20 protein-coding genes and 1 pseudogene are annotated in these 21966 nt (G+C 60.4%); 9 read left to right on the forward strand and 12 right to left on the reverse strand.

Annotation, left to right across the window (positions count from 1 at the left end):
* The 4 genes and pseudogenes from BUE15_RS19315 to BUE15_RS19330 all read right to left on the reverse strand — a co-directional run.
* Nucleotides 1-227 (reverse strand): annotated as a pseudogene (locus BUE15_RS19315) (hypothetical protein); the annotation flags it as partial.
* Between the two features lie 44 nt (nt 228-271).
* Nucleotides 272-517: a hypothetical protein gene (locus tag BUE15_RS19320; protein ID WP_073288613.1), complete on the reverse strand. Its 246-nt coding sequence runs from the start codon at nt 515-517 to the stop codon at nt 272-274.
* A gap of 30 nt (nt 518-547) precedes the next feature.
* A complete protein-coding gene (locus BUE15_RS19325) occupies nt 548-1099 on the reverse strand; it encodes a Riean_0653 family protein (RefSeq protein ID WP_073288615.1) in 552 nt (183 codons plus the stop codon).
* A 344-nt stretch (nt 1100-1443) separates the two neighbouring features.
* Entirely contained in the window at nt 1444-3393 is a 1950-nt protein-coding gene (locus tag BUE15_RS19330; RefSeq protein WP_073288617.1) for a BamA/TamA family outer membrane protein, read from the reverse strand.
* Between the two features lie 244 nt (nt 3394-3637).
* On the opposite strand from BUE15_RS19330, the gene BUE15_RS19335 reads away from it, so the two are divergent.
* From BUE15_RS19335 to BUE15_RS19360, 6 genes are all read left to right on the forward strand, one after another.
* Complete coding sequence (locus BUE15_RS19335) at nt 3638-4906, forward strand: putative DNA modification/repair radical SAM protein (protein WP_073288619.1); 1269 nt, start codon at nt 3638-3640, stop codon at nt 4904-4906.
* A 79-nt stretch (nt 4907-4985) separates the two neighbouring features.
* Entirely contained in the window at nt 4986-5171 is a 186-nt protein-coding gene (locus tag BUE15_RS19340; RefSeq protein WP_073288621.1) for a hypothetical protein, read from the forward strand.
* A gap of 52 nt (nt 5172-5223) precedes the next feature.
* Nucleotides 5224-6108: an alpha/beta fold hydrolase gene (locus BUE15_RS19345; RefSeq protein WP_073288623.1), complete on the forward strand. Its 885-nt coding sequence runs from the start codon at nt 5224-5226 to the stop codon at nt 6106-6108.
* Between the two features lie 3 nt (nt 6109-6111).
* Nucleotides 6112-7059 carry a TIGR03915 family putative DNA repair protein gene (locus BUE15_RS19350; protein WP_073288625.1) on the forward strand — a complete coding sequence of 316 codons (948 nt, stop codon included), beginning with the start codon at nt 6112-6114 and terminating at the stop codon, nt 7057-7059.
* Between the two features lie 53 nt (nt 7060-7112).
* Nucleotides 7113-7967 (forward strand): dTDP-4-dehydrorhamnose reductase, encoded by an 855-nt coding sequence (gene rfbD / locus BUE15_RS19355; RefSeq protein ID WP_073288627.1) that lies wholly within the window; start codon nt 7113-7115, stop codon nt 7965-7967.
* A gap of 15 nt (nt 7968-7982) precedes the next feature.
* A complete protein-coding gene (locus tag BUE15_RS19360) occupies nt 7983-8450 on the forward strand; it encodes an Imm26 family immunity protein (protein WP_073288628.1) in 468 nt (155 codons plus the stop codon).
* A gap of 24 nt (nt 8451-8474) precedes the next feature.
* On the opposite strand, the gene BUE15_RS19365 is transcribed toward BUE15_RS19360, so the two are convergent.
* Both BUE15_RS19365 and BUE15_RS19370 read right to left on the reverse strand, forming a co-directional pair.
* Nucleotides 8475-9602 carry an MFS transporter gene (locus BUE15_RS19365; RefSeq protein ID WP_244535986.1) on the reverse strand — a complete coding sequence of 376 codons (1128 nt, stop codon included), beginning with the start codon at nt 9600-9602 and terminating at the stop codon, nt 8475-8477.
* A gap of 182 nt (nt 9603-9784) precedes the next feature.
* Complete coding sequence (locus BUE15_RS19370; RefSeq protein WP_073288630.1) at nt 9785-10708, reverse strand: AraC family transcriptional regulator; 924 nt, start codon at nt 10706-10708, stop codon at nt 9785-9787.
* Nucleotides 10709-10958: 250 nt separating this feature from the next.
* On the opposite strand from BUE15_RS19370, the gene BUE15_RS19375 reads away from it, so the two are divergent.
* On the forward strand, nt 10959-12488 hold the full coding sequence (locus BUE15_RS19375; protein ID WP_073288631.1) for an aldehyde dehydrogenase family protein: 1530 nt from the start codon (nt 10959-10961) through the stop codon (nt 12486-12488).
* Nucleotides 12489-12634: 146 nt separating this feature from the next.
* A complete protein-coding gene (locus tag BUE15_RS19380; RefSeq protein ID WP_073288633.1) occupies nt 12635-13039 on the forward strand; it encodes a DUF779 domain-containing protein in 405 nt (134 codons plus the stop codon).
* 97 nt (nt 13040-13136) lie between these two features.
* On the opposite strand, the gene BUE15_RS19385 is transcribed toward BUE15_RS19380, so the two are convergent.
* Both BUE15_RS19385 and BUE15_RS19390 read right to left on the reverse strand, forming a co-directional pair.
* Nucleotides 13137-13604 (reverse strand): DUF4440 domain-containing protein, encoded by a 468-nt coding sequence (locus BUE15_RS19385; RefSeq protein ID WP_073288635.1) that lies wholly within the window; start codon nt 13602-13604, stop codon nt 13137-13139.
* Between the two features lie 106 nt (nt 13605-13710).
* A complete protein-coding gene (locus BUE15_RS19390) occupies nt 13711-14241 on the reverse strand; it encodes a glycine zipper 2TM domain-containing protein (RefSeq protein ID WP_073288637.1) in 531 nt (176 codons plus the stop codon).
* Between the two features lie 196 nt (nt 14242-14437).
* Between BUE15_RS19390 and BUE15_RS19395 the strand changes: the two genes are divergently transcribed.
* Nucleotides 14438-14743 carry a hypothetical protein gene (locus tag BUE15_RS19395; RefSeq protein ID WP_073288639.1) on the forward strand — a complete coding sequence of 102 codons (306 nt, stop codon included), beginning with the start codon at nt 14438-14440 and terminating at the stop codon, nt 14741-14743.
* On the opposite strand, the gene BUE15_RS19400 is transcribed toward BUE15_RS19395, so the two are convergent.
* The 4 genes from BUE15_RS19400 to BUE15_RS19415 all read right to left on the reverse strand — a co-directional run bounded on the left by BUE15_RS19400 (nt 14740) and on the right by BUE15_RS19415 (nt 21790).
* Nucleotides 14740-15654 carry an alpha/beta hydrolase gene (locus BUE15_RS19400; protein WP_073288641.1) on the reverse strand — a complete coding sequence of 305 codons (915 nt, stop codon included), beginning with the start codon at nt 15652-15654 and terminating at the stop codon, nt 14740-14742. The two genes, BUE15_RS19395 and BUE15_RS19400, sit on opposite strands and share 4 nt — an antisense overlap.
* Before the next feature lie 189 nt (nt 15655-15843).
* The gene (locus BUE15_RS19405; protein WP_073288642.1) at nt 15844-19083 is read right to left on the reverse strand and encodes an efflux RND transporter permease subunit; all 3240 of its coding nucleotides are present in this window, start codon (nt 19081-19083) and stop codon (nt 15844-15846) included.
* Nucleotides 19084-19184: 101 nt separating this feature from the next.
* Entirely contained in the window at nt 19185-20333 is a 1149-nt protein-coding gene (locus BUE15_RS19410) for an efflux RND transporter periplasmic adaptor subunit (RefSeq protein ID WP_073288644.1), read from the reverse strand.
* 113 nt (nt 20334-20446) lie between these two features.
* On the reverse strand, nt 20447-21790 hold the full coding sequence (locus tag BUE15_RS19415; RefSeq protein WP_073288646.1) for a TolC family protein: 1344 nt from the start codon (nt 21788-21790) through the stop codon (nt 20447-20449).
* Between the last annotated feature and the right edge of the window lie 176 nt (nt 21791-21966).

Raw genomic sequence — 21966 nt, forward strand, 5'->3', positions numbered from 1 at the left:
TCCACGTAGCCGGGCGCGAACTGCGGCTGCTGCTCGGCCAGGTCCAGGGCCTTCTCGATGAAGGGCAGCGAGGCGTCGGAGGCTTTGGGCAGGCGCTGGATTTGCTTGCCCGTGAGGGTGATGAGCACCGGGGCCAGGGCCGCATCCAGGGCATCCAGCGCGTCGTTGATGCGCTTCAGGTCGGCGTCGGTGAGCGTGATGTCGAGGTTGTCGGAGGATGTGGGCATCACTAGAAAAGTGGAAAAGGGTTGGGAAAGGACAACTGGGTTTACTAGTGAATGCCGGGCTGGCCCGTCGGGAACACCCGGTCGTAGAGCAGGCCCGTGGGAATCTGGCTTTTGTCGAGCAGTTCCAGCAGGCTGTCGGCCACCGCCTGCGGGCGCCCGACCGGCTCGGCGCAGGTAATATCAACAGGAGGCTCAAGTGGGCCGGGTTTGCCGGCCGCAGGGGCTTGCTGGGCCCACGCCGCCGAGGCGAACAGGCATACCAGAAAGAATACGCGGAAAATGTGCTTCATACGATACAGGAATAAGTGAAAAAGAAGGGATTACTGCTGAATATCAAAGCGACCATCGGTGATGGTGATGGTGCGGCCGGGGTCCTGGTTGCTGACGGCCGTGAAGGAAAAGGTGCCCGAGGAGCGCAGGCGCGAGCGGGTGGCAACCGTGAAAACGACCTGGCCCGTATGCTGTGCGTCCGTCACATACACCTCCCGCGAATAATCTCTGGGACGGTAGGTGGCGTGGTCGAGGCAATAACGATCCACTTGCTCAGGATATGGCGGCGTCGTTTGGTTGAGTTGGAAGGTGCCTGGTTGGCCCACTCGGCGCAGAAATAGCGTAATGGAGGCTTCCTGTCCGCGGTAGGTGCCTTGGAAGCTGATATGGTATAGACTATCAGCGAAGAACCCGCCGTATACTCCTGGCACAGACCCCATGCCGGTACCGAGTTGCTGGGCCACGAACGGCTTGCCGTTGACGTAGCAGCCGGCCGTGTTGGCGCCGGTCTGTGTGGCGGGCGGCAGTGGGTCGGTGTGCTCCTTTTTGCAGGCAGCGAAGAACAGCAGTGTGAGGGCGAGGAAGAGGCAATTAGCTTTCATGGCAGCAGCAGGAAAAGAAGGTTCAACGAAAAAAGCCCCAAACACACAACATCACCGGCCACCAAAACGGCAGCAACAGCAACGCGGGGAGCAGGGGCAAACGGTGTGCGAAGGCAGGAGCAGCGCGGCCCGGCGCGGTAAAGGATAGGTGCGGGCGGCGGCGGTAGGAATAGGAGGCGGTAACGGGTATAAGTATAGGGATATTTTATACGCGCGCTATACAGCTGCTGAAAAATAATGTCAATGAATCAGACTTCAGAAAGCCTCTCCGGCGCCGCTGCCCTGCCGCTTTCCTGCCTGTCAGGCTGGTTTCCAGCCAGGCTACTTCTGACTTTTGCAGCCCGCTACTCGTAAATCACGGCGCCGGGCTGCCCGAAGCTGAAGTCGCTGAAGTCGTAGTAGGAGCGGGAGCTTTCGTAGAGGCTGAAGCCGTTGGGCGTGGCCAGCCCGCGCGGGTAGAAGCCCAGCAGAATCTGGAACGTGCGCAGCGGCAGGTATTCGTTGCGGAAGCGCAGGCCCACCCCAAAGCCGGTGTAGGGCTTTTCGTGGATGGGCAGCGTGCGGTTGGGCGTGTTCACGTTCAGCCAAGCCGCATCGGCAAACACGAGCATGGCCAGCCGGAAGCCCAGAAACGAGACGGGCGTAAACACGGTGGTTTCGTAGTTGAGCACGATACGGCTGGTGCCGCGCAGGTTGGTGGCCGGCGAGAAGCCGCGCAGGCCCCGGTCGCCGTTGATGGCCAGCAGCTGCTCGCCGGGGCGGCGGTGCAGGCCGATGGCGTTGCGGCTCCACAGAAAATGCCGCCACTGGAAGTTGCCGGCGTGATAAAGCCGCGTGAAATACAGCAGCTCGGTACTGATGAGGCCCTGCTGCCAGTCGTTGTTGGGCCGCGTCACATAGGAGCCAAACTCCCCGCTCAGGTAGAGGTAGCCGCCACGCGGGCTGTAGCTGGCCGTGGAGGCCCGCGCCCCGTAGTAGTGGCGGTTTTGCCGCTCGTTCATGTCGTAGCCCACCGTGGCGCTCAGCAGCGTACCCGTCGGAATGTCTTCGGTGCGCCCGAAGCCGAACAGGTACTTGTCCTTATAATAGCGCCGCACGCTGTAGCCTAGCGTGCCCATCACGGTGTTCGAGTTGACGTATTCCGGCGTGGGGCGCACACTGTAGCCGGTGCGGATTATGCGGCCGGCCAGAATCAGGCGGGCCGGGTTTTCGTAGCCCAGGTCGTAGGAAGGCAGCGGGAAGGCGCGGCCCAGCCAGGCATCCTGAATGTTGAAGCGCTGGGGCGTATACACCGGCCACTCGCCCGGCGCCGGCAGCTGCGGCGAGCCATCGGGCTGGGGCAGCACGGCGCCTACATCGTAGAAATTGAGGGTGAGCGCGCCCGCGTATTTGGTGTTGATGGAGTAGAAGCCCCGGCCCAGCGTCACGCCGCCGCGCTTGTTCTGGTGCTCGTTCAGGTAGCGCGCTTCGCCGTAGATGAAGTGGCGGAACGGCACCTGGTAGCTGCCCTCGTAGCTCCAGGTCTGCGGCTGGTTGCGGCCGTACTCGTAGGAGTTGCGGAACTGGTGGCCCATGCCCAGAAAGTTCTGGTCGCGCACTCCAATGATGCCCGCGCCCACGTCGCGCACTTCCAGCGAGCCGCTGAGGCTGAACACGTCCTTGGTCACGATTTCCACGTCCACGCTATCCGCAGAGCTGGTACGCTCATTCACAAATACGCGGGCGTCCAGCATTTCCGGCGTCTGGCGCAGCAGTCGTTCCGATTCGGCCAGATCCTGCGGCTCCAGCTCTTCGCCCACCCGAAACAGCAGCACCTGCCGCACCCGTGCCCGGGAAGTTTTTACGTGCAGCATGTTGCCGCCTTTCTCCAGAATGTTGCGCGGCACCCGCGTCGAGTCCGTGATGCTGTAGCCGAAAGCCGTGAGCGTCCGGATGTTGATGCGCCGCACGATTTTGTAGCTGTGCCGGTCATATTGCCGGTCGAGCAGGGCTGCATCGAGGCCGGCCTGCTCCTCGCGGCGCTCCGTGAAGTTGAACAGCGCGGCCGCCGCTTTGCCGGCAATGGTCTTGCGCCTGGTGTAGGCTTTCAGGCCATTGAGCAGCCGTTCCTGGTCGAAGCGGCGGCGCAGCGAGTCGGGGCGGGTGCCGTTGGCGCGCCGTGCAGTGTCGATGGGCGCCACGGCAGTATTCTGGGCCGCGGCGCTGCCAGCCAGCCCCAGCAGGGCCAGCCACACCATCACCCAAAAACGCACCTGGTTGTTCATATATATGCTGCGCGGCAGCGCTACAGCCACCTTTTTGCAAGGTACAGCGCCCGCAGAAGATTCCCGAAGCTGATTTCAGGCTGCAAACACTGCCACCGCCCGGCCCGCTGCCCGCAATTCGGGGCCTGCGAGCGGGCCGTTTCGCTACGGCTCACCTACTACGCAGGAACCGCGCAAATACTTCAGGTTGCCGGAACATTTCTAATGGATTTAGTCTTTTGGATAGTGCGTATGTGCGCGCAAGATTCTATTTTTAAGCCTCGAAACCGCCCCAATGAACGAACAGCGCATCCAGGAAAAGCTAAGTATATTGGCAGACGCCGCGAAGTACGACGTATCGTGCTCCAGCAGCGGCGGCAAGCGCAAAAACGTAGACAAAGGCCTGGGCAATGCCGAGGGTATGGGCATTTGCCACAGCTACACCGAGGACGGCCGTTGCGTGAGCCTGCTCAAAATTCTGCTCACCAACCACTGCATTTTCGACTGCGCCTATTGCGTGTCGCGCCGCTCCAACGACGTGAAGCGCGCCGCCTTCACCGTGGATGAAGTGGTGGACCTGACCATGAACTTCTACCGCCGCAACTACATTGAGGGCCTGTTTCTGAGCAGCGGCATCTTTTCCTCGCCCGACTACACCATGGAGCGCCTCGTGCGCATCATCAAAAACCTGCGTACCGAGCACAAATTCAACGGCTACATCCACGTGAAGGCCATTCCGGGTGCTTCTGAGGAGCTGATTCAGGAAGCCGGCCTCTACGCCGACCGTCTGAGCGTGAACATAGAGCTGCCCTCCGACATGGCGCTGCAGAACCTGGCTCCGGAAAAAAACTACGAGGAAATCCTGGCTCCGATGGGGCAGATCCGGGACGGAATCCGGCAGAACAAGGAGGAAAAGGCCTTGTTCAAGAAAGTGCCGCAGTTTGCCACGGCCGGCCAGAGCACCCAGCTCATTGTGGGCGCTTCGCAGGAAAACGACCTGCAGATCATCAACCTCAGCGACTCGCTCTATAAAGGCTACGGCCTGAAGCGCGTGTATTACTCCGGCTACATCCCCGTCACCGACGACGCCCGCCTGCCGCAGGTAACGCAGCCGCCCCTCATCCGGGAGCACCGCCTCTACCAGTCCGACTGGCTGATGCGCTTCTATGGTTTTCAGGCCGACGAAATTCTCGACCCGGCCCACCCGTTCCTCGATCTGGAAGTGGACCCGAAGCTGGCCTGGGCGCTGCGCAACCGCCACGTATTCCCGGTAGACGTGAATACGGCCGACTACGAAATGATTCTGCGGATTCCCGGCGTGGGTGCGCGTTCGGCCAAGCGTATTGTGGCAGCCCGCCGGTTCTCGCCGCTCACCCTCGACCATCTGCACAAGTTTGGCGTGGTACTGAAGCGGGCCAAGTTCTTCCTGACTTGCCGCGGGCAGGCGCTGGAGAAGCGCGACTACGATGAGCAGACCATCCGCCGCCAGATTCTGTTTGGGGCCGGCTCGGTGCGCTCAGCGCTGGTGACGCAGCAGCTCGACCTGTTTGCGCAGGCATCTTAAAACAGCAGGTGGTTGGTTTCGGAGAGAAGATTCACGCACAACAGACTGATCTAACGACAAACTTCTAACGACAGCAGCCATGACCATCTCCCATCGCGCCGCCGACGCGCCGGCCTCCACCGCAGAAACCCTCCAGTCTATGAAAGTGGCCCGTATTGCCTGCTGCTGTAAGCTCTCCGACCTACTGCCGCTGGTGCAGCAGCTGCACCGTGAAACCGTGCGTGGCAACGCCAAAAAACAGGAGCGCCAGTCGGAAGCCGCCTAGCCGCGCTGCTTTTCCGCCATAACTTTCTGCCGCCGGGTGGGGTAGGCGAGGTATGGAGTTTCCGCTTGAACACCACCAGATCCGAACTAATGGCCTGCTGCTGCACGTGGTGCAGTGTGGCCCCACCGGCGGGGCGCTGGTTGTACTGCTGCACGGCTTTCCAGAGTTTTGGTACGGCTGGCGCCACCAGCTTCAGGCGCTGGCCGCGGCTGGCTGCCGGGTGTGGGCGCCCGACCAGCGTGGCTACAACCTCAGCGACAAACTCACCCGCACGTCGGACTACCGCATCGAGCAGTTGGGTGCCGATGTGTTGGGGCTGCTGGATGCAGCCGACACTCAGAAGGCCATGCTCGTGGGGCACGACTGGGGCGCGGCGGTGGTGTGGTGGCTGGCGGAGCACCATCCGGAGCGGCTACAGCGGGTTGCGGTCCTGAATGTGCCGCACCCAGCGGTGCTGGGCCGCGTGCTGCGTCATCGGCCGCGGCAGTTGCTTAAAAGCTGGTACCTCTTCTTTTTTCAGGTGCCCTGGTTGCCGGAGCAGCTGTTTCGGCGGCGGGCGTTCCGGTTTGGGCGCAGGGCCCTGCGCGGCACCAGCCGTCCTGGCACCTTCTCTTCCGACGACCTGCGGCACTACGTGCGGGCCTGGGCGCAGCCGGGCGCTCTTACCGGTATGCTGAACTGGTACCGCGCCGCGTTCCGCCACACCCGCGCATCGGCACCTTCCCGCCTGCTTACAGTACCGGTGCGCATCCTGTGGGGCCGGAAAGATGCTTTTCTGGTGCCTGAGCTGGCGCAAGCCAGCCTGGAGCTATGCGAAAATGGCCGCCTCACGTATTTCGATGAGGCCACGCACTGGCTGCACCATGAAGAGCCCGCAGCTGTAAACCGGCTGCTGCTGGAGTTTCTGCAGGGCGAATCCGTACCCGTTGTATCCTGATCTATGAGCCGTTCTCTGTCGCCCACCCGCCGCGCCGCAACACCTGCTGCCGAAAGCTCCATTCGCTCCCGGCCAGGTGCGCCGCTGCTCACCAGTCCCGCGCTGGACTATGCCTACGATGGCTCGTTTGAGGGGTTGCTGTCGGTGCTGTTTTCGATTTATGACCGGAAGGCAGCGCCGAACACAATTCAGCCGATAGGGGCGGTGCAGGGTGGTTTGTTTGTGCAGCCGGTTGAAGTGGACACCAACGAGGCCACAGCAGCCCGCGTGTGGGACGGCCTGCTGCGCTACATGGACCAGGAAGCCCGCACCCGGCTGTTTCATGCGTTTCTGAGCGAGCAGCCCGACCGGGAGATGCTGATCTTCCGCTACGCCGATCTGGCCATGCGTTCCGGCCGCGACATCTCGGAAAACTATACCGACGACAACGTGCGCCGTGTGCAGCGCCTGGCCCAGCAGATGTACCGCGAAAAGCACCGCATGGAGGCCTTCGTGCGCTTCGAGAAAACGACCGACGGCCTGTTTCACGCCACCATCGACCCGGATTTCGATGTGCTGCCGCTGATTGCGCCGCACTTCACCAAGCGCTACGCCGACCAGCGCTGGCTGATTTTCGACAAGCGCCGCCGCTACGGGCTCTACTATGACCTCACGCGCACCGACGTAGTAGAATTTGAAACCAGCGCTCCGCAGCGCAGCACGGCCGTTTCGGCCACGGTGCTCGACGAGCGGGAGCCGCTGTTCAAGCTGCTGTGGCAGTCGTATTTCGACCATGTAAACATCCCGGAGCGTAAGAATATGAAGCTGCACCGCCGCCACATACCGCTCCGGTATTGGCGCTACCTCAGCGAAAAGCAGCCCCGGGAGCAGCGGTTCGAGCCCATCCGCAACAAGCGCCCTGTGCAGCCCGGTGGCCCGGCATTGGGCGAGGCCGCGGCGGAAGGCGAGTAGGAGGGCGGCCGGAAAGGCGTAATTTGCCGCCGGTTCTTTCCCCGTCTCTCCCTATGCCTACTACCCTCGTCTTCGGTGGCTCCGGCCAGCTCGGCCAATGCCTGCAGCACGTAGCTCAGCAACGCACCATCACCGACATCGTGTTTCTGCCCGAAGAGCAGGCCGACATCCTCAGCACTGAGACGTTGCAGGCCGTTTTTGCTGAATACAGACCCGCTTACGTTATCAACTGCGCCGCCTATACGGCCGTGGATAAGGCTGAGGATGAAGTGGATATTGCCCGCAGAGTGAACCGCGACGGGGCTGCGAATCTGGCCCGGCTTTGCGGCGAATATGGCGCCACGCTCATCCACATTTCCACCGATTTCGTGTTTGCGGGCACCGGCAATCAGCCGCTCACGGAAACCGACGAAGCGGCGCCCATCAGCGTGTATGGCCTCACCAAGCTGGAAGGCGAGCAGGTGATTCCGCAGCACACGGAGCGGTATTTCATCCTGCGTACCAGCTGGCTCTACTCCGAGTACGCCAATAACTTCGTGAAAACGATGCTCCGCTTTGGGAAGGAGCGGGAGGAAATGCGCGTGATTTGGGACCAGCTCGGCACGCCCACCTACGCCATTGATTTAGCTGGCTGCATTCTGCACATCATCCAGACGGATAACACCGCCTACGGCCTCTACCACTATAGCAACGAAGGCGTTACCTCGTGGTACGACTTCGCAGTGGCCATCTTCGAGCTGGGCGGCCTGCCCACCCGCACCGTGCCCATTCGCACCGCCGAGTACCCCACCAAAGCCACCCGCCCTGCCTTCTCCGTGATGGATAAGACCAAAGCCAAAACCCAGCTCGGCGTCGCCATCCCGCACTGGCGCGAGAGTTTGGTGGTGTGTATGGGGCGGTTAAAATAACTGATTTTGTAACTAATGGGTAGCCCTCAAATATCGGTAGGAGCCGTGATAGAAATAGATTTAAGGAACGGCTACTACGCCTATGGTAAAATATTGGCAGGAGCAGATTATGGTATTTATGACTCTTACACTACACAAAGAATCCAAAGTGTAAAAGAGGTAATAGGTAAGCCCTTTATTTTCATTGTGGCAGTAAATAATTATGCAATTAATGGGCGTAGGTGGCTTAAAATCGGCAAGGATACTTCAACGGCAACAGAACAAAATCATCCTCTAAAATTCATTCAAGATCCTTTGAAATTGGAAAGGTTTGAGTTGTATGATCCAGTCATGGGCACTATAAAGCCTGCCTCAAAACAAGATTGTGCTGGCCTAGAGCGTTGTTCTGTATGGGCACCTGAACATGTTGAAGAGCGTATCGTTGATTATTACGCGGGACGCCCTAATAAATACAGACAAATGGATTTGGATATTCTTAAATAGAACTACTATTTGGCCTTGACGAAATTATTGGGTTCTCCCATAAAACCGGTTCGCCAGATACGCCAGTACCACCAGCGCCAGACCAACGGCGCACACGCCGAGCCACTGGAAATGGTCCCAGGCAAAACCGCCAAGTAAGGAACCCAGCGAGGCACCGATGAAGCAGGCCGTCATGTACACGGTGTTGAGGCGGCTGCGGGCCTCAGGGCGAAGGCTGAAAATGCGGGTCTGGTTGGAAATGTGCGTCATCTGCTGGCCCACGTCCAGTATTACTACGCCCACAATAAGCCCAAGCAGGTAGTAGCCGCCAAAAGCCAGCAGCACATACGCTCCCAGAAACAGCAGAATGCCGAGCGTAAGCGCATAATCCGGCCCTTTTTGGTCGGCAGATTTGCCGGCGAAGGAAGCGGCAAACGCGCCGCTGGCCCCAATCAGGCCGAACAGCCCGGCCACGTCGGCATGGTAACGGTAGGTGTCGCTTTCCAGGAAGAACACCAGCGTAGTCCAGAACGCGCTGAAGGCCCCGAACATGCACGCGCCTACCAGCGCGGAGCGGCGCAACACGGGTAACTCTTTGGTGAGGGTGCCCAGCGAAGCCAGCAGACTACCGTAGCTGCCCGCAAACTGCGGCTCGTTGCGCGGCAACATACGGGCCAGCACGCCGGTCAGCAGCAACATGAGGACTGCGCCTACCCAGAACATGGTGCGCCAGCCAAAATGCAGCCCCACATAGCCGCTGATGGTGCGCGAAAGCAGAATGCCAATCAGCAGCCCGCTCATTACCTTGCCCACCACGCGTCCCCGTTCGGCATCGGAAGCCAGGGAAGCAGCCATCGGAATCAGGAGTTGCGGAACTGCCGAAAACACGCCGATAAGCAGACTTGCCGCCACCAACCAGCCGAACGTAGGCGCGTAGGCGGCGCCCGCCATGCACACGGCCGCACACAGCAGCAGCACCAGAATCAGGCTTTTGCGCTCCCGCTTGTCGCCGAGCGGCACCACGAACAGCAGGCCCACCGTGTAGCCCACCTGCGTGATGGTGGCGGCCAGACTTACCCGGCTTTCCGTGAGCCCAAACGTGCGCCCGATTTCGGCCAGCAGCGGCTGGTTGTAGTAGATATTGGCCACCACCAGCCCGCAGGTAATGGCCATCAGCCAGACCAGCGCAGGAGCAAGGGGCGGGTGAATAGGTAGGCTTTTATCAGGAATTGCCTCAACGGCAACAGGTTCTGTTTCTCTCATGAAGCATATTGTGCCGCGTTTTTACTGTCGCGGCGTGGATAGCTTGAGGAAACAGACAACGAGTCTATTAGGTTATGCCAACTGGGCTGGTCCTACGCTACGCACTGCCGCTTATACATGCCTGGCGTCACGCCCTCATACTGCTTAAACAGCTTCTGGAAGTATGCCGTGTTGTTGAAGCCCGCCCGGAAGCAGACGTCCGCCACCGTGGTCAGCGGGTTGCGCAGCAGGCGCTTGGCTTCCGCCAGGCGCTCCTGAATAATGAACTCGACCGGCGTGAGGCCCAGCTCGCGCTTGAACACGCGGAAGAACGTGGCTTTGCTCATGCAGGCCAGCTCCGACAGCTTTTCCACCGTAATCTGTTCCGTGAGATGCTGCTTGATGTACTGCACCACGGCCGCGAAACGGTGTGAGGTCGCGTGCTGGCGGTAGTTGTGAAACAGCAACTGCCGCGCCTGAGTCTGCATGAGGCGCACCAGCATTTCCTGAATCGTGAAGTTGGCCAGCACATCCTTCACCCGGCCCGTGTCGCGGGAAAGCTGCACGAGGCGCTCCAGCGTGCCGGTCAGCTCGGGCGTATTCTGAAAGTGGGCGTGCTCGGTGGTGTCCAGCTGCCAGGGCAGGTGGGTTTCGGCGCGGGGCTGCTCCTCATTGAGCAGGTCCACGGTTTGCCGGATGGTTTCAATCGGAATAGCCACAGCCAGGCACTGCGTGGGGCGCTGCTCATCGGCTTCCGGAAAGTCAATTACCATCGTCTCATTCTCGCCCACTACCACCGACTCGCCGGGCAGATACTCGAAGGCCGGCCGGCCCACCAGATGCATCACCTTTTTGCCCTGTAGCATCGTCGTCAGCACCACGTGGCCCATGTTCAGCGGTACCTGATGGGCGGTGCGGTGCGTCTCAAACACGTTCAGCTCGAAGGCCTCCAGGGAATATACCGTTCGGTTTTCTACCAGCGTGGTAAGCTGCTCGGGCTGGCGCAAGGCAATGGGAGCGGGCAGGTGAGTCGGCATATATCGTCGGGAAAACGTGGAACAACGGACAGTGAAGCGGCTAAAGCTAACGACAGATCAAGGACAATGCAACGCTCGTGCAGGCTGCTTTCCAGCAAGAACCGCTACACCCGGCTAAGAGTTGCGCGGCGTGTGAGTGAGTACTTACAAGGTTGCGACAATAGGCGGGTTTTCTGCGAGGATACTGCAGTGCTTCCGCCCTAAAGAAGGGCTAGCTTGGCTTATCAAATAACCCCTCAACATCTCGCCCATGGAAACCTTAGAAAGAACCACCACTCTCGTCGAACGTCCCAAGTTCAAGTCGCACTACGACAATTTCATTGGCGGCAAATGGGTGGCACCGGTGAAAGGGCAATACTTCGACAACCCTTCGCCCATTGATGGCAAAGCCTTCTGCAAAGTAGCCCGCAGCACCAAAGAAGACATTGAGCTGGCGCTGGACGCTGCCCACGAAGCATTTAAATCGTGGAGTAAAGCCTCGGCCACCACGCGCAGCAACGTGCTGCTCAAGATTGCCGACATCATGGAAGCCAACCTGGCCCACCTAGCCGCCGTGGAAACCGTGGAAAACGGCAAAGCCATCCGGGAAACCATGGCCGCCGACCTGCCCTTGTGCATCGACCATTTCCGGTATTTCGCCGGTGTCATTCGGGCCGAGGAAGGCTCCGCTACGGAGCTCAATGAAACCACTTTGTCGCTCGTGATTCAGGAGCCGCTGGGCGTGGTCGGCCAGATTATTCCCTGGAACTTCCCGCTGCTGATGGCCACCTGGAAGCTGGCGCCCGCGCTGGCCGCCGGCTGCTGCGTAGTGATGAAGCCCGCCGAGCAAACCCCTGCCAGCATCATGGTGCTGATGGAGCTAATTCAGGACGTACTTCCGGCCGGTGTGGTGAATGTGGTGAACGGCTTCGGGCTGGAAGCCGGCAAGCCGCTGGCCTCCAACAAGCGCGTGCAGAAAGTGTCGTTCACGGGCGAAACTACCACGGGCCGCCTGATTCTGCAGTACGCCGCCGAAAACATCATTCCCGTGACCATGGAGCTAGGCGGCAAGTCGCCGAACATCTTCTGCAAATCGGTGATGGATGCCGACGACGATTTCCTGGATAAGTGCCTGGAGGGAGCGGCTATGTTTGCCCTGAACCAGGGGGAAATATGCACCTGTCCGTCGCGCCTGCTCATCCACGAGGACATCTACGACGAGTTTATGCCGCGCCTGATTGAGCGGGTGAAAGCCATTAAGCTGGGCCATCCGCTGGATACGGAAACCATGATGGGCGCCCAGGCCAGCAACGACCAGTACGAGAAAATCCTGAGCTACCTCGAAATCGGGAAGGCGGAAGGAGCCGAGGTGCTGACCGGCGGCGAGGCGCACCGCGACCATGAGCACGAAGAGCTGAACGAAGGCTACTACATTCAGCCCACTATCTTCCGCGGCCACAACAAAATGCGGATTTTCCAGGAGGAAATCTTCGGCCCGGTGCTGTCCGTGACAACGTTCAAAGACAACGACGAAGCCATTGAACTGGCCAACGACACACTCTACGGCCTCGGAGCCGGCCTCTGGAGCCGCGACGCGCATGAGCTGTACCAGATGCCCCGCGCCATTCAGGCCGGCCGCGTGTGGGTGAACTGCTACCACGACTACCCCGCCGGCGCGCCCTTCGGTGGCTACAAAGCCTCCGGTTTCGGCCGCGAAAACCACAAGATGATGCTGGCCCACTACCGCCAGACCAAGAACATGCTCATCAGCTACAGCCAGCAGAAACTGGGCTTCTTTTAATAGCGGCGGCTAAACCTACGTAAAGCAGAACGTCATGCTGCGCCTGTCGAAGCATCTCGCGTGCAATGGTCGTTAAGTACTACTGCGGTGGAGATGCTTCGACAAGCTCAGCATGACGTTCTGGTGTTTTTCAAACCTGCTTCCCAATGCCACAGTCCCAAACTCCCCGCGTGCTGGTCACGCCCGCCGCCGAAGCCACCATTGATCTGCTGCGCGACGAGCACGGCCCGCTGATGTTCCATCAGAGCGGTGGCTGCTGCGACGGCTCCTCGCCAATGTGCTTTGCCAAAGGCGAGTTCCGCATTGGCGGCAACGACGTGTGGCTGGGCCAGATCCACGGCTGCGACTTTTTCATGAGCACCAGCCAGTTTGAATACTGGCAGCACACGCAGCTCACCGTGGACGTGGTGAAAGGCCGGGGCGCCAGCTTCTCGCTGGAAATCCCGCTGGGTGTCCGGTTCCTGATTCGCTCCCGACTGTTTACCGAGGAGGAAGCAAAGAATATGGCCCCGGTGCTGCAGGGCGAGGAGTATCTAGAGCAGCAGGCCTAGCTACCCGGCCCCGCTGCTCTAGTGCAGCTTGTACACCATCAAGCACAAAAAAGCCCCCGGCGGTATCCGCCTGGGGCTTTTTTGTGCGTTGCCTGCGTTAGTTGGCAACTTTCACGGGCAGGCCTTCCAACTGCACGTAGCTCAGCTTCCAGGCGTTTTTCTTGTTCTTCTTCCACAGCAGAATGAAGTTGCCTTCACCTTCGCCGCGGGGCTGGCCGGGCGTTTCGGGCAGCACATCCGTCGAGAATGTGCCGGCCTCGTAGGCCATGTTGGCATCGGAGCCGGTGGTGGTGGAATACAGCTTCAGGTCCGAGATGGTGCCCATGGTGGCGCGCACCCATTTGTCGGCCACTTCCGACTTGCCGTTGAAGCGGGTTGCGCCCTGAGCATACTGCACGTCATCGGCCAGCAACGAATCCAGCTGCACTGTGTTTTTGGCGTTCCAGGCACCAATAAACTGCTGGTTGAGGCTTTGCACGTTTACGGCAGCAGCTTCGTCGGTTTTGGCATTGGAGCAGGAGGCCAGCAGCGCGCCTCCGAGCAGGAGACCAAGAAAGGGTTTCATAAGAAAACAGGGTTTGGTAAGAGAGAGCAGAACGGAAAGCAGGGGTGAAGTAACAGAAAACCCAGGTATTACGACCTGGGTTTTCGGGTTATACTTAGCGGAGAGCTTACCAGCTCTTGCGACGCACTTCCGAAGAAGGATAAGCCGTAGAACGGTCGCCGTACGAGTCGTTGGGCAGGTAGCCGCTGCCCATGGCAAAAGCCGAGTTAGAAGCGGCCGGAGCCAGGCTGTTCATCATGATGGGCGTGCCAGCGGCAGCGGCGGCCGTAGCAGCCATAGCGCTGTTGTTGTTGCTGTTGGCTTTAGCAGTAGCGTTGCCTTTCGCAACACCAGCACGGTAAGCCGCTACGCGGTTAGCCTCGGCCCGGCGGGCGGCAGCCACACGGGCAGCTTCGGCTTTGCGCTTGTTGTCGGCGTTGCGGCCGATAGTGTAGCCGATAGCGCCACCCGCGACGCCACCCACGGCACCACCTGCCACGCGGTTCTTCTTGTTGATGAGAGCACCAGCGGCAGCGCCACCCAGGCCGCCAATGACGGCACCCTTAGCGCTGGAGCTGATCTTGCGGTCCTGAGCGGAACCGCTGAGAATAGTGGTGAAGAACATCACAAATGCGAGAAACAAACTGGCCTTTTTCATGACGATGGAAAGTTAAAGTTTAGAGGGCTTGATACCCGGATCTGAGAGGGTGTTTACAAGCACCATGCCAATACGACTAGCTCCGCAGTTAGGTTTAGCCCGGCCGGAAAGTTGGGCGCTCCGGTTACGGCCGGCAATGCGCAGCTAGAAAAGGGCCTGAATAGCCAGATCCAAGCGTTTTACCGTACCAAGGCGTATGAAGAAAAAGCTGCTGCTGCGGGTGTCCGAGAGTTTTGCACTGACTGGCCTGGGCGTGCTGCTGCTGCCCGAATCAGCGGCGGCAGAGCTGGCGGATTTGCCGCTCCATACTGCCCTGGCGCTTGTGCTACGCTACCCCGATGGCACCGAAGCCGCGGCCGTTGCCAGCGTGGAGGAAATAGCCCGCCCTGGCCGCCCGGAAACCCGCACGTTGCTGCTCACGCAGGAGGGCGCAGCTGCGGTACCCCTCGGTACGGAAGTGTGGTGGCAGGGCGAAACGGCAGGGTGGGAGGGCCTGCTTTAGCGCAGCCAGCCGTTGGCATCGAGCCAGTTCTGCAGCCGTTCGGTCCAGTTGTCTTTAGTGGTTTTGTTGTTGAGGCCGAAGCCGTGGCCGCCCCGCGGGTACAGGTGCATCTCGGCCGGCACCTTGTGGCGCAGGCAGGCTTCGTAGAACCGCAGGCTGTTCTGCACAGGCACCGTGGTGTCGTCGGCGGCGTGCACCAGGAAGGTCGGGGGCGTCTGGGGAGTTACCTGTAGCTCGTTGGAGTACAGCCGAATCTGGTCGGCTGCCGGCTTGGTGCCCAGCAGGTTGTTGCGGGAACCGGCGTGCATCAGGCTGTCGGAAAGGCTGATGACGGGATAGAGCAGCACCAGAAAATCGGGCCGGACGCTGGTGTTGGGGGCGTCCTGAGTGGCGGGCCTGCTGAAATGCGTGCCGGCCGTAGCGGCCAGGTGCCCGCCCGCCGAAAAGCCCATCAGCCCCACCCGCGCCGGATTCACGCCATACTCCGCGGCCCGCTGCCGCACCAGCCGCAACGCCTGCTGCGCATCCTGGAGCGGAGCAATGGTTTTGTCGGGCTGGGTCTGGTCGTTGGGCAGGCGGTATTTCAGCACGAAGGCCGTAATGCCCATTTCGGTGAGCCGCTTGGCCACGTCGGAGCCTTCACTGTCGATGGAAAGGCGCGCGTAGCCACCGCCGGGGCAGATAATAACGGCTGTGCCGTTGGCTTTGTCTTTGGCCGGCCGGAATACCTGCAGCGTCGGCTGCACCACATTCGACACCCGCACCCCGCCGTTGTCGAGCGTAATGCTTTTCTCCTGCAGGTCGGTGGCAATAGAGTTAGGAATGGTGCCGCTGTAGAGCGAAATCGTGCTCTGGGCAAGAGCAGAAGGCAGGGCGGCAAGCATCAGCAGCGTGGAAAAAATCGTTTTCATGAAGTGCAGCAGGGTTTAGCTACCAGAACTTGTGGGGCGGTTACGAGTACGCCAGCGGAAAGATAAGTTTCAGGAGAATTCGCTGGTAAACAACGCAGGTTGTGGGGTCCCGTTGTGAGGCCCTTACGCAAAAAAAGTCCCGCTGGCTAGCTGCCAGCGGGACTTTGTAGTGGAACAGCCAGGCCGGTTTTAGTGAGCCGGCAGCAGCTTCGGAGCGTCAGGACCGTTGGGGTCCGGGTCTGGCTTGTCCTGGTCAGGGCCGCCGTGCTCTTCGTCGGGCTTGTAGTTGGCTTCCAGCTCGGCCAGCTTCTCCTTGCCATAGGCAAAGCGCGTGATGAGCACGTAGAGCACCGGCACAATGAAGATGGCCAGCAGCGTAGCCGAGAGCATCCCGCCAAATACGGTCCAGCCGATGGTCTGGCGGCTTTGGGCACCCGCGCCGGAAGCAAATACCAGCGGCAGCACGCCCAGAATAAAGGCCAGCGAGGTCATGATGATGGGGCGCAGGCGCAGGCGCACGGCTTCCAGCGTGGCATCCACCAGCGGCATGCCCTTGTCTACCCGCTCTTTGGCAAATTCGATAATCAGAATGGCGTTTTTGGCCGACAAACCAATCAGCGTAATCAGACCAATCTGGGCGTAGACGTTGTTGGTGAGCTTGGGCAGGAAAATCAGGGCCACAATAGCTCCGAAAGCGCCCAGCGGCACGGCCAGCAGCACCGAAAACGGCACCGACCAGCTTTCATACAGCGCCGCCAGAAACAGAAACACAAACGTGAGCGACAACGCGAAGATGTACACCGTCTGCCCGCCGGCCAGCTGCTCTTCGCGGCTCAGGCCCGAAAACTCGTAGCCGTAGCCCGCCGGCAGGCTCTGCGCTGCCGTTTCCTGCAGCGCCTTGATGGCGTCGCCGGAGCTGTAGCCGGGAGCCGCGTTGCCGTTGATTTCGGCGGAGCGGAACAGGTTGTAGTGCGAGATAAGCGGCGCGCTTTCCGTGCGCTTGTAGCTCGTGAGCGTGCTCAGGGGCACCATGCCGCCGCTGGAGTTGCGCACGTAATACTGCCCCAGGTTGCTGATATCGGCGCGGTACATGGAGTCGGCCTGCGTCACGACGCGGAAGTTGCGGCCGTACGCCGTGAAGTCATTCACGTAGGACGAGCCCAGGTACGTGCGCAGCGCCGTGCCTATATCAGCAATGGATACGCCCAGCTTCTTGGCTTTCTCTCTGTCAATAGTGAGCTGGTAGCCGGGCGTGTTGGCGGTGAAGAACGAGAAGGCCCCCGTAATTTCCGGCCGCTTGCGCAGCGCCCCCAGAAAATTCTGGAGCGTGGCGTCGAAGTTCTTGATGTTGCCGCCGGCTTCGCGCTCCTGCAGCACAAAGCTAAAGCCACCCGTGTTGCCGAGGCCCGGAATGGCCGGCGGCGAAATCACCACGATGTTGGCTTCCTTCAGCCGGCTCAGGCGCTGGTTGATGGTGGCAATCAGGCTTTGCAGCTGCAACTCCTTGTCTTTGCGCTCGTCCCAGGGCAGCAGCTGGCAGAACACGGTGCCGCTGTTCGATTTGGACGAGAAGTTCACGGCATTCAGGCCGCCCAGACCGGCATAGTGGCGGATGCCCTTCACCTGGCTCAGCTCCTTCATAATTTCCTTCAGCGTGCTCACGGTGCGCTCCGTGGAAGCTGCTTCGGGCAAATTGAAGGTGATGATGAGGCGGCCTTCGTCTTCGGTTGGGATGAAGCCGCCGGGTTTCTTGGCAAACAGCAGCCCGGTGCCGGCAATAATGCACACCAGAATGATGACCACGAAGCGCGAATGTTTGATGCCCTTCTGCACGCCCTTGCCGTAGCGGGCCGTCACCCTATCAAACCAGGCGTTGAACTTGAAAAAGAACTTGTCCAGTCCGGTGGAGTTTTCGTCGCGCTTGTGGGGCTTGAGCAGCAGCACGCACAGGGCCGGCGTGAGCGAAAGCGCCACAAAGGCCGAAATCAGCACCGAAATGGCAATGGTGATGGCAAACTGCTGGTACAGGCGGCCCGTGATGCCCGGAATGAAGCCCACCGGCACAAATACGGCCGCCAGAATCAGGGCAATGGCAATAACCGGGGCCGAAATTTCGCGCATGGCGGCCATGGTAGCATCCAGCGCGCTCATGCCCCGCTCGTTCATGTTGTGCTCCACGGCTTCCACCACCACAATGGCGTCATCCACTACAATACCGATGGCCAGCACAAAGCCGAACATGGTAAGCGTGTTGATAGTGAAGCCCAGCGGAATAAAGAACAGGAACGTGCCGATGATGGACACCGGAATAGCCAGTACCGGGATGAGCGTGGAGCGCCAGCTTTGCAGGAACAGAAACACCACCACAATCACGAGCAGCAGGGCCTCTACCAGCGTGTGCAGCACCTCATTGATAGACACTTTCACGACGCTGGCAGCCTCGAACGGCACCACGTAGTCGAGGTCGGCCGGGAACTGCTTTTTGAGCTCGTTCATGGTGGCCAGCACATTTTCGTAGGTTTCCAGTGCGTTGGCGCCGGGGGCCTGGTACACGAGCAGGTAAGCAGCCCGGTTGCCGTCCACAAACGAGTTGTTGGCGTAGTTGAACTTGCCCAGCTCCAGGCGGGCCACGTCCTTCAGATACACCACGGAGCCATCCTCGGGCCGGGTTTTCACGATGACGTTGCCGAACTCCTCGGTGTTGGCCAGGCGGCCCTGCACGAACACAATGTATTCAAACGTCTGGCCGGTCTGGGCCGGGGGCGCGCCAATGGAGCCGGCCGCAATCTGGGCGTTCTGCTCCTGGATAGCAGCCGATACGTCCTGGGCCGTTACGCCCAGCTGCGAGAGTTTATCGGGCTTGAGCCACACGCGCATCGAGAAGTCGTCGGCGCGGCTCACAATGTCGCCCACGCCCTTGGTGCGCAGCAGTGCGTCCTTGATGAAGAGGTTGGAATAGTTGTCGAGGAAGGTGGTATTGTGCGAGTTTTTGGGCGCGTAAAGAGCCACCAGCATCAGAATGCTGGGGTTCCGCTTGCGCACAATCAAACCCAGGCGCTGCACTTCCTGCGGCAGCGTGGGCTGGGCAATGCCCACCCGGTTCTGCACGTCAAGGGCGGCAATGTTGATGTCGGTGCCGACTTCGAAGTTCACCGTCATGCTCATCTGCCCGTTGCTGGTGCTGTTGCTTTGCAGATAAGTCATGCCGGGCGTGCCGTTCACCTGCACTTCCACGGGCGTAGCCACGGTTTGCTCCACGGTCTGCGCGTCGGCGCCGGTGTAGGTGCCGCTGACGGATACGGTGGGCGGCGTAATCTCCGGATACTGGCCTACCGGCAAGTTCAGGATGGCCAGCACCCCAACCAGCACAATCACCAGCGAGGTGACAATAGCCGTGACGGGGCGCCGAATAAAGGTTTCTGCAATCATTTCGTAGGAGCTGTTAGCTGCGGGCAGCTGGCTGGTAGCAAATTCAGAACGCCCTGTCGAGCTGCCTCTCGGCCAACTTGGTAGGACGACTCTTCGGATTCTTACTTTTTGGCGCCCTGGGCGGGAGCACCGGCTGCGGCCGGCGTACCGGTCTGAATCTGGCCACCGTCGCGGAGGCGGTTCAGGCCTTCGGTCACGACTTTGTCGCCTTCCTTCACGCCTTCCATTATCACAATCTGGTCGCGGAGGCGCGGGCCCAGCTGCACCTTACGCTGGTAGGCTTTGCTGCTGTCGCCGGCCACAAACACGAAGTTTTCGCCCATCTGCTCCACCACGGCCTTGTACGGCACCACAATACGGCGCCCCGACTGCCGGTTGAGCACGCTCAGCACGGCGCTCATGCCATCTTTGAGCTTGCGCTGCGGATTGGCAAACTGCACCCGAATCTGCACGGTCCCGGTCTGCTGGTTTACGCCCCGGTCGATGGCCAGAATTTTGCCGGGCTGCTCGTAGCGCGTGCCATCGGGCAGCAGCAGCCGGAAGGTGGAGTCGTTTTTGCCGCCACCCTGGCGCTGCAGATCCGTGAAGCGGGTGAGGTCGGACTCCGTAATGACGAAATCCACGCCCATCGGGTCTTCGCCGCTGATGGTGTTGAGCAGCGTGGAGCCGGGGCTCACCTGCGCGCCCAGCCGCACCTGCGAAATGCCGATCCGGCCCGCAAATGGCGCTTTTATCAGGGAATAGTCGAGGTCGGTGCGGGCGGCGGCCACGTTGGCCTGCGCCACTGCTACCTGGGCCTGAGCCGTGGCGTAGGCCGTTTGGGCATTGTCCACAATCTGCAGCGCAATGGCATCCTGCTTGGCCAAACGCTGGTAGCGCTCCAGGTTCACTTTGGCATTCTGCACGGTGGCGCGGGTGCTGCTCAGGCCGGCCAGCGCCTGCTGGTAGGCGGCCTGGTACTTGCGCCGGTCTATTTCGTAGAGCGTTTTGCCCTTCGGCACCGCTTCGCCGTCCTTAAAGAAAATCTGGGTGATGAAGCCGGCCACCTGGCTGCGCAGCTCCACGTTGTTGATGGCGACTACGTTGGCCGGATACTCGTCGTAGTACACGGCGTCGCTGGTTTGGGCGGTTATCAGCGTAACGGGCGTGGCGGGCGGCGGACCGGCAGGCTTGTCGGCGTCTTTGTTGCCGCAGCCTGCAAAGGCAAACAGGCCAGCAGCGTAGGACAGAGCGAGAATCGTATGTTTCATGGGGGCTTACGAGAGCGGAGATATGAGGGGCTGAAACGTAGACGGGGCTGGTGCTGGCGCCGTGATGGGCAACGGCACCTAAGCGCCCAGCGCCAGAATTCAGGTTTCTACAATCAATACTGGGTGGGGAGGTTGCCCTGAGCGCGGAGCAGATCTACTTTGCTGCTCAACACCTGGAACAGAGCACTGTAGTAATTGAGCTGGGCCGTACGCAGCGTGGTCTGGGCCACAATTACGTCGAGGTAGGTTTTGATGCCCTCCCGGTACTGCAGGTCTACCACCGAATACACCTCCTTAGACAAAGCCAGATTGCGCTGCCCCACTACGTAGTCGGCGTAGTAGCTTTTGTAGGTGGCCAGGGCCTGCTCATACTCCGTGTTGATGCGGTTGCGGGTAGCCAGAATGTCCTGGTCGAGGCGCTGGTCGGTGAGCCGCTCCCGGCGCAGGTTCTGCAGGCGGCGGCCCCCCTGAAAAATGGGTAGGCTCAGTTGCAGGCCGGCATAGGAATTCGGGAACCGCCGGCTGTATAAGTCGCCGAAGTTGTTGTTCTGGAACACGGCGTTGTAGTTGCCGAAGGCCGAAAGCGTGGGCAGAAAGCCCCAGCGGTAGTAGCTGATCTGCGCTTCCTGCAACACTTTCTGGGTCTGCAACTGCTGAATTTCGATGCGGTTGGCCGGTTCCAGCGCCACAGTGGTATCCACGGCGGCGTCGCGCATCAGCTGCAGCGTGTCGTAGCGCAGCGCCAGCGGCTGCGGGCCGGGCAGGCCCATCAGCTCCTTCAGGTACGCCGATTTGGCCTTGATGGCCTCAAACGCCTGCTTGCGGGATACAATAGAGTTGTTGAGCGAAATTTCGGCCTGCTTGAAGTCGGTTTTATCCACAATGCCGGCGTCGTAGCGGGCCTTGGCATCCTTCAGGCTCCGCTGCAGCCGCACAATGTCTTCACTGAGCACATCCAACTGGCGCTGGGAGAGCAGCACATCGTAGTACGCCTTGCTCACGTCCGACACCACATCAATGCGGACCGTGGTGGTGTTCTGCTCGTAGAACTGCCGCGACGGTTTGGCGCTGCGCAGCGCCAGGCGCACATCGTTGTTGTAGATGGCCTGCGTAGCCGAAAGCCCTACGGTAGAGGTATTTTTCAGCCCGATCTGGCGCGGCACGTTTACGCCTTCCGCATTCGGAAAAACGGTGTAGGGCAGCTGGAAATAGTGCTGGCCCGTGGCGTTTACGCCCACCTGCGGCAGCCAGCCGGCCAGCCCGATGCGGATGGTGGCGTCGTTGCTTTCCTCATCAATGCGCGCCTGCCGTAGCACGGGCTGGTTCTGCAGCGCGAATTGCAGGCATTGTTCCAGCGTGAGCGGAGAGCCGGACGGGGGCGGTGCGGTTGGCTGGGCCTGCACCAGGCACGGGACAAGCACTAAGGCTCCCAGCAGAAGCTGGAGCGCCTGTTTCATGTGTTTCATAAGAAGAAAAAAGCAGCTACTCCGATACGTAACTAAGCGGGTTTGGGCTGGGTGACCCAAGGGCAGATAAGGGGCGGCGACTTCACTAGGCACGCGCGCTGTTGCGGCTGCATGTTCAGCGGAGCTTAGAACCAGGAGCCGGTGGGGGGAACGGCAAACTGGCCTTA

It is taken from the genome of Hymenobacter psychrotolerans DSM 18569, from assembly GCF_900142395.1.
GTDB lineage: Bacteria > Bacteroidota > Bacteroidia > Cytophagales > Hymenobacteraceae > Hymenobacter > Hymenobacter psychrotolerans.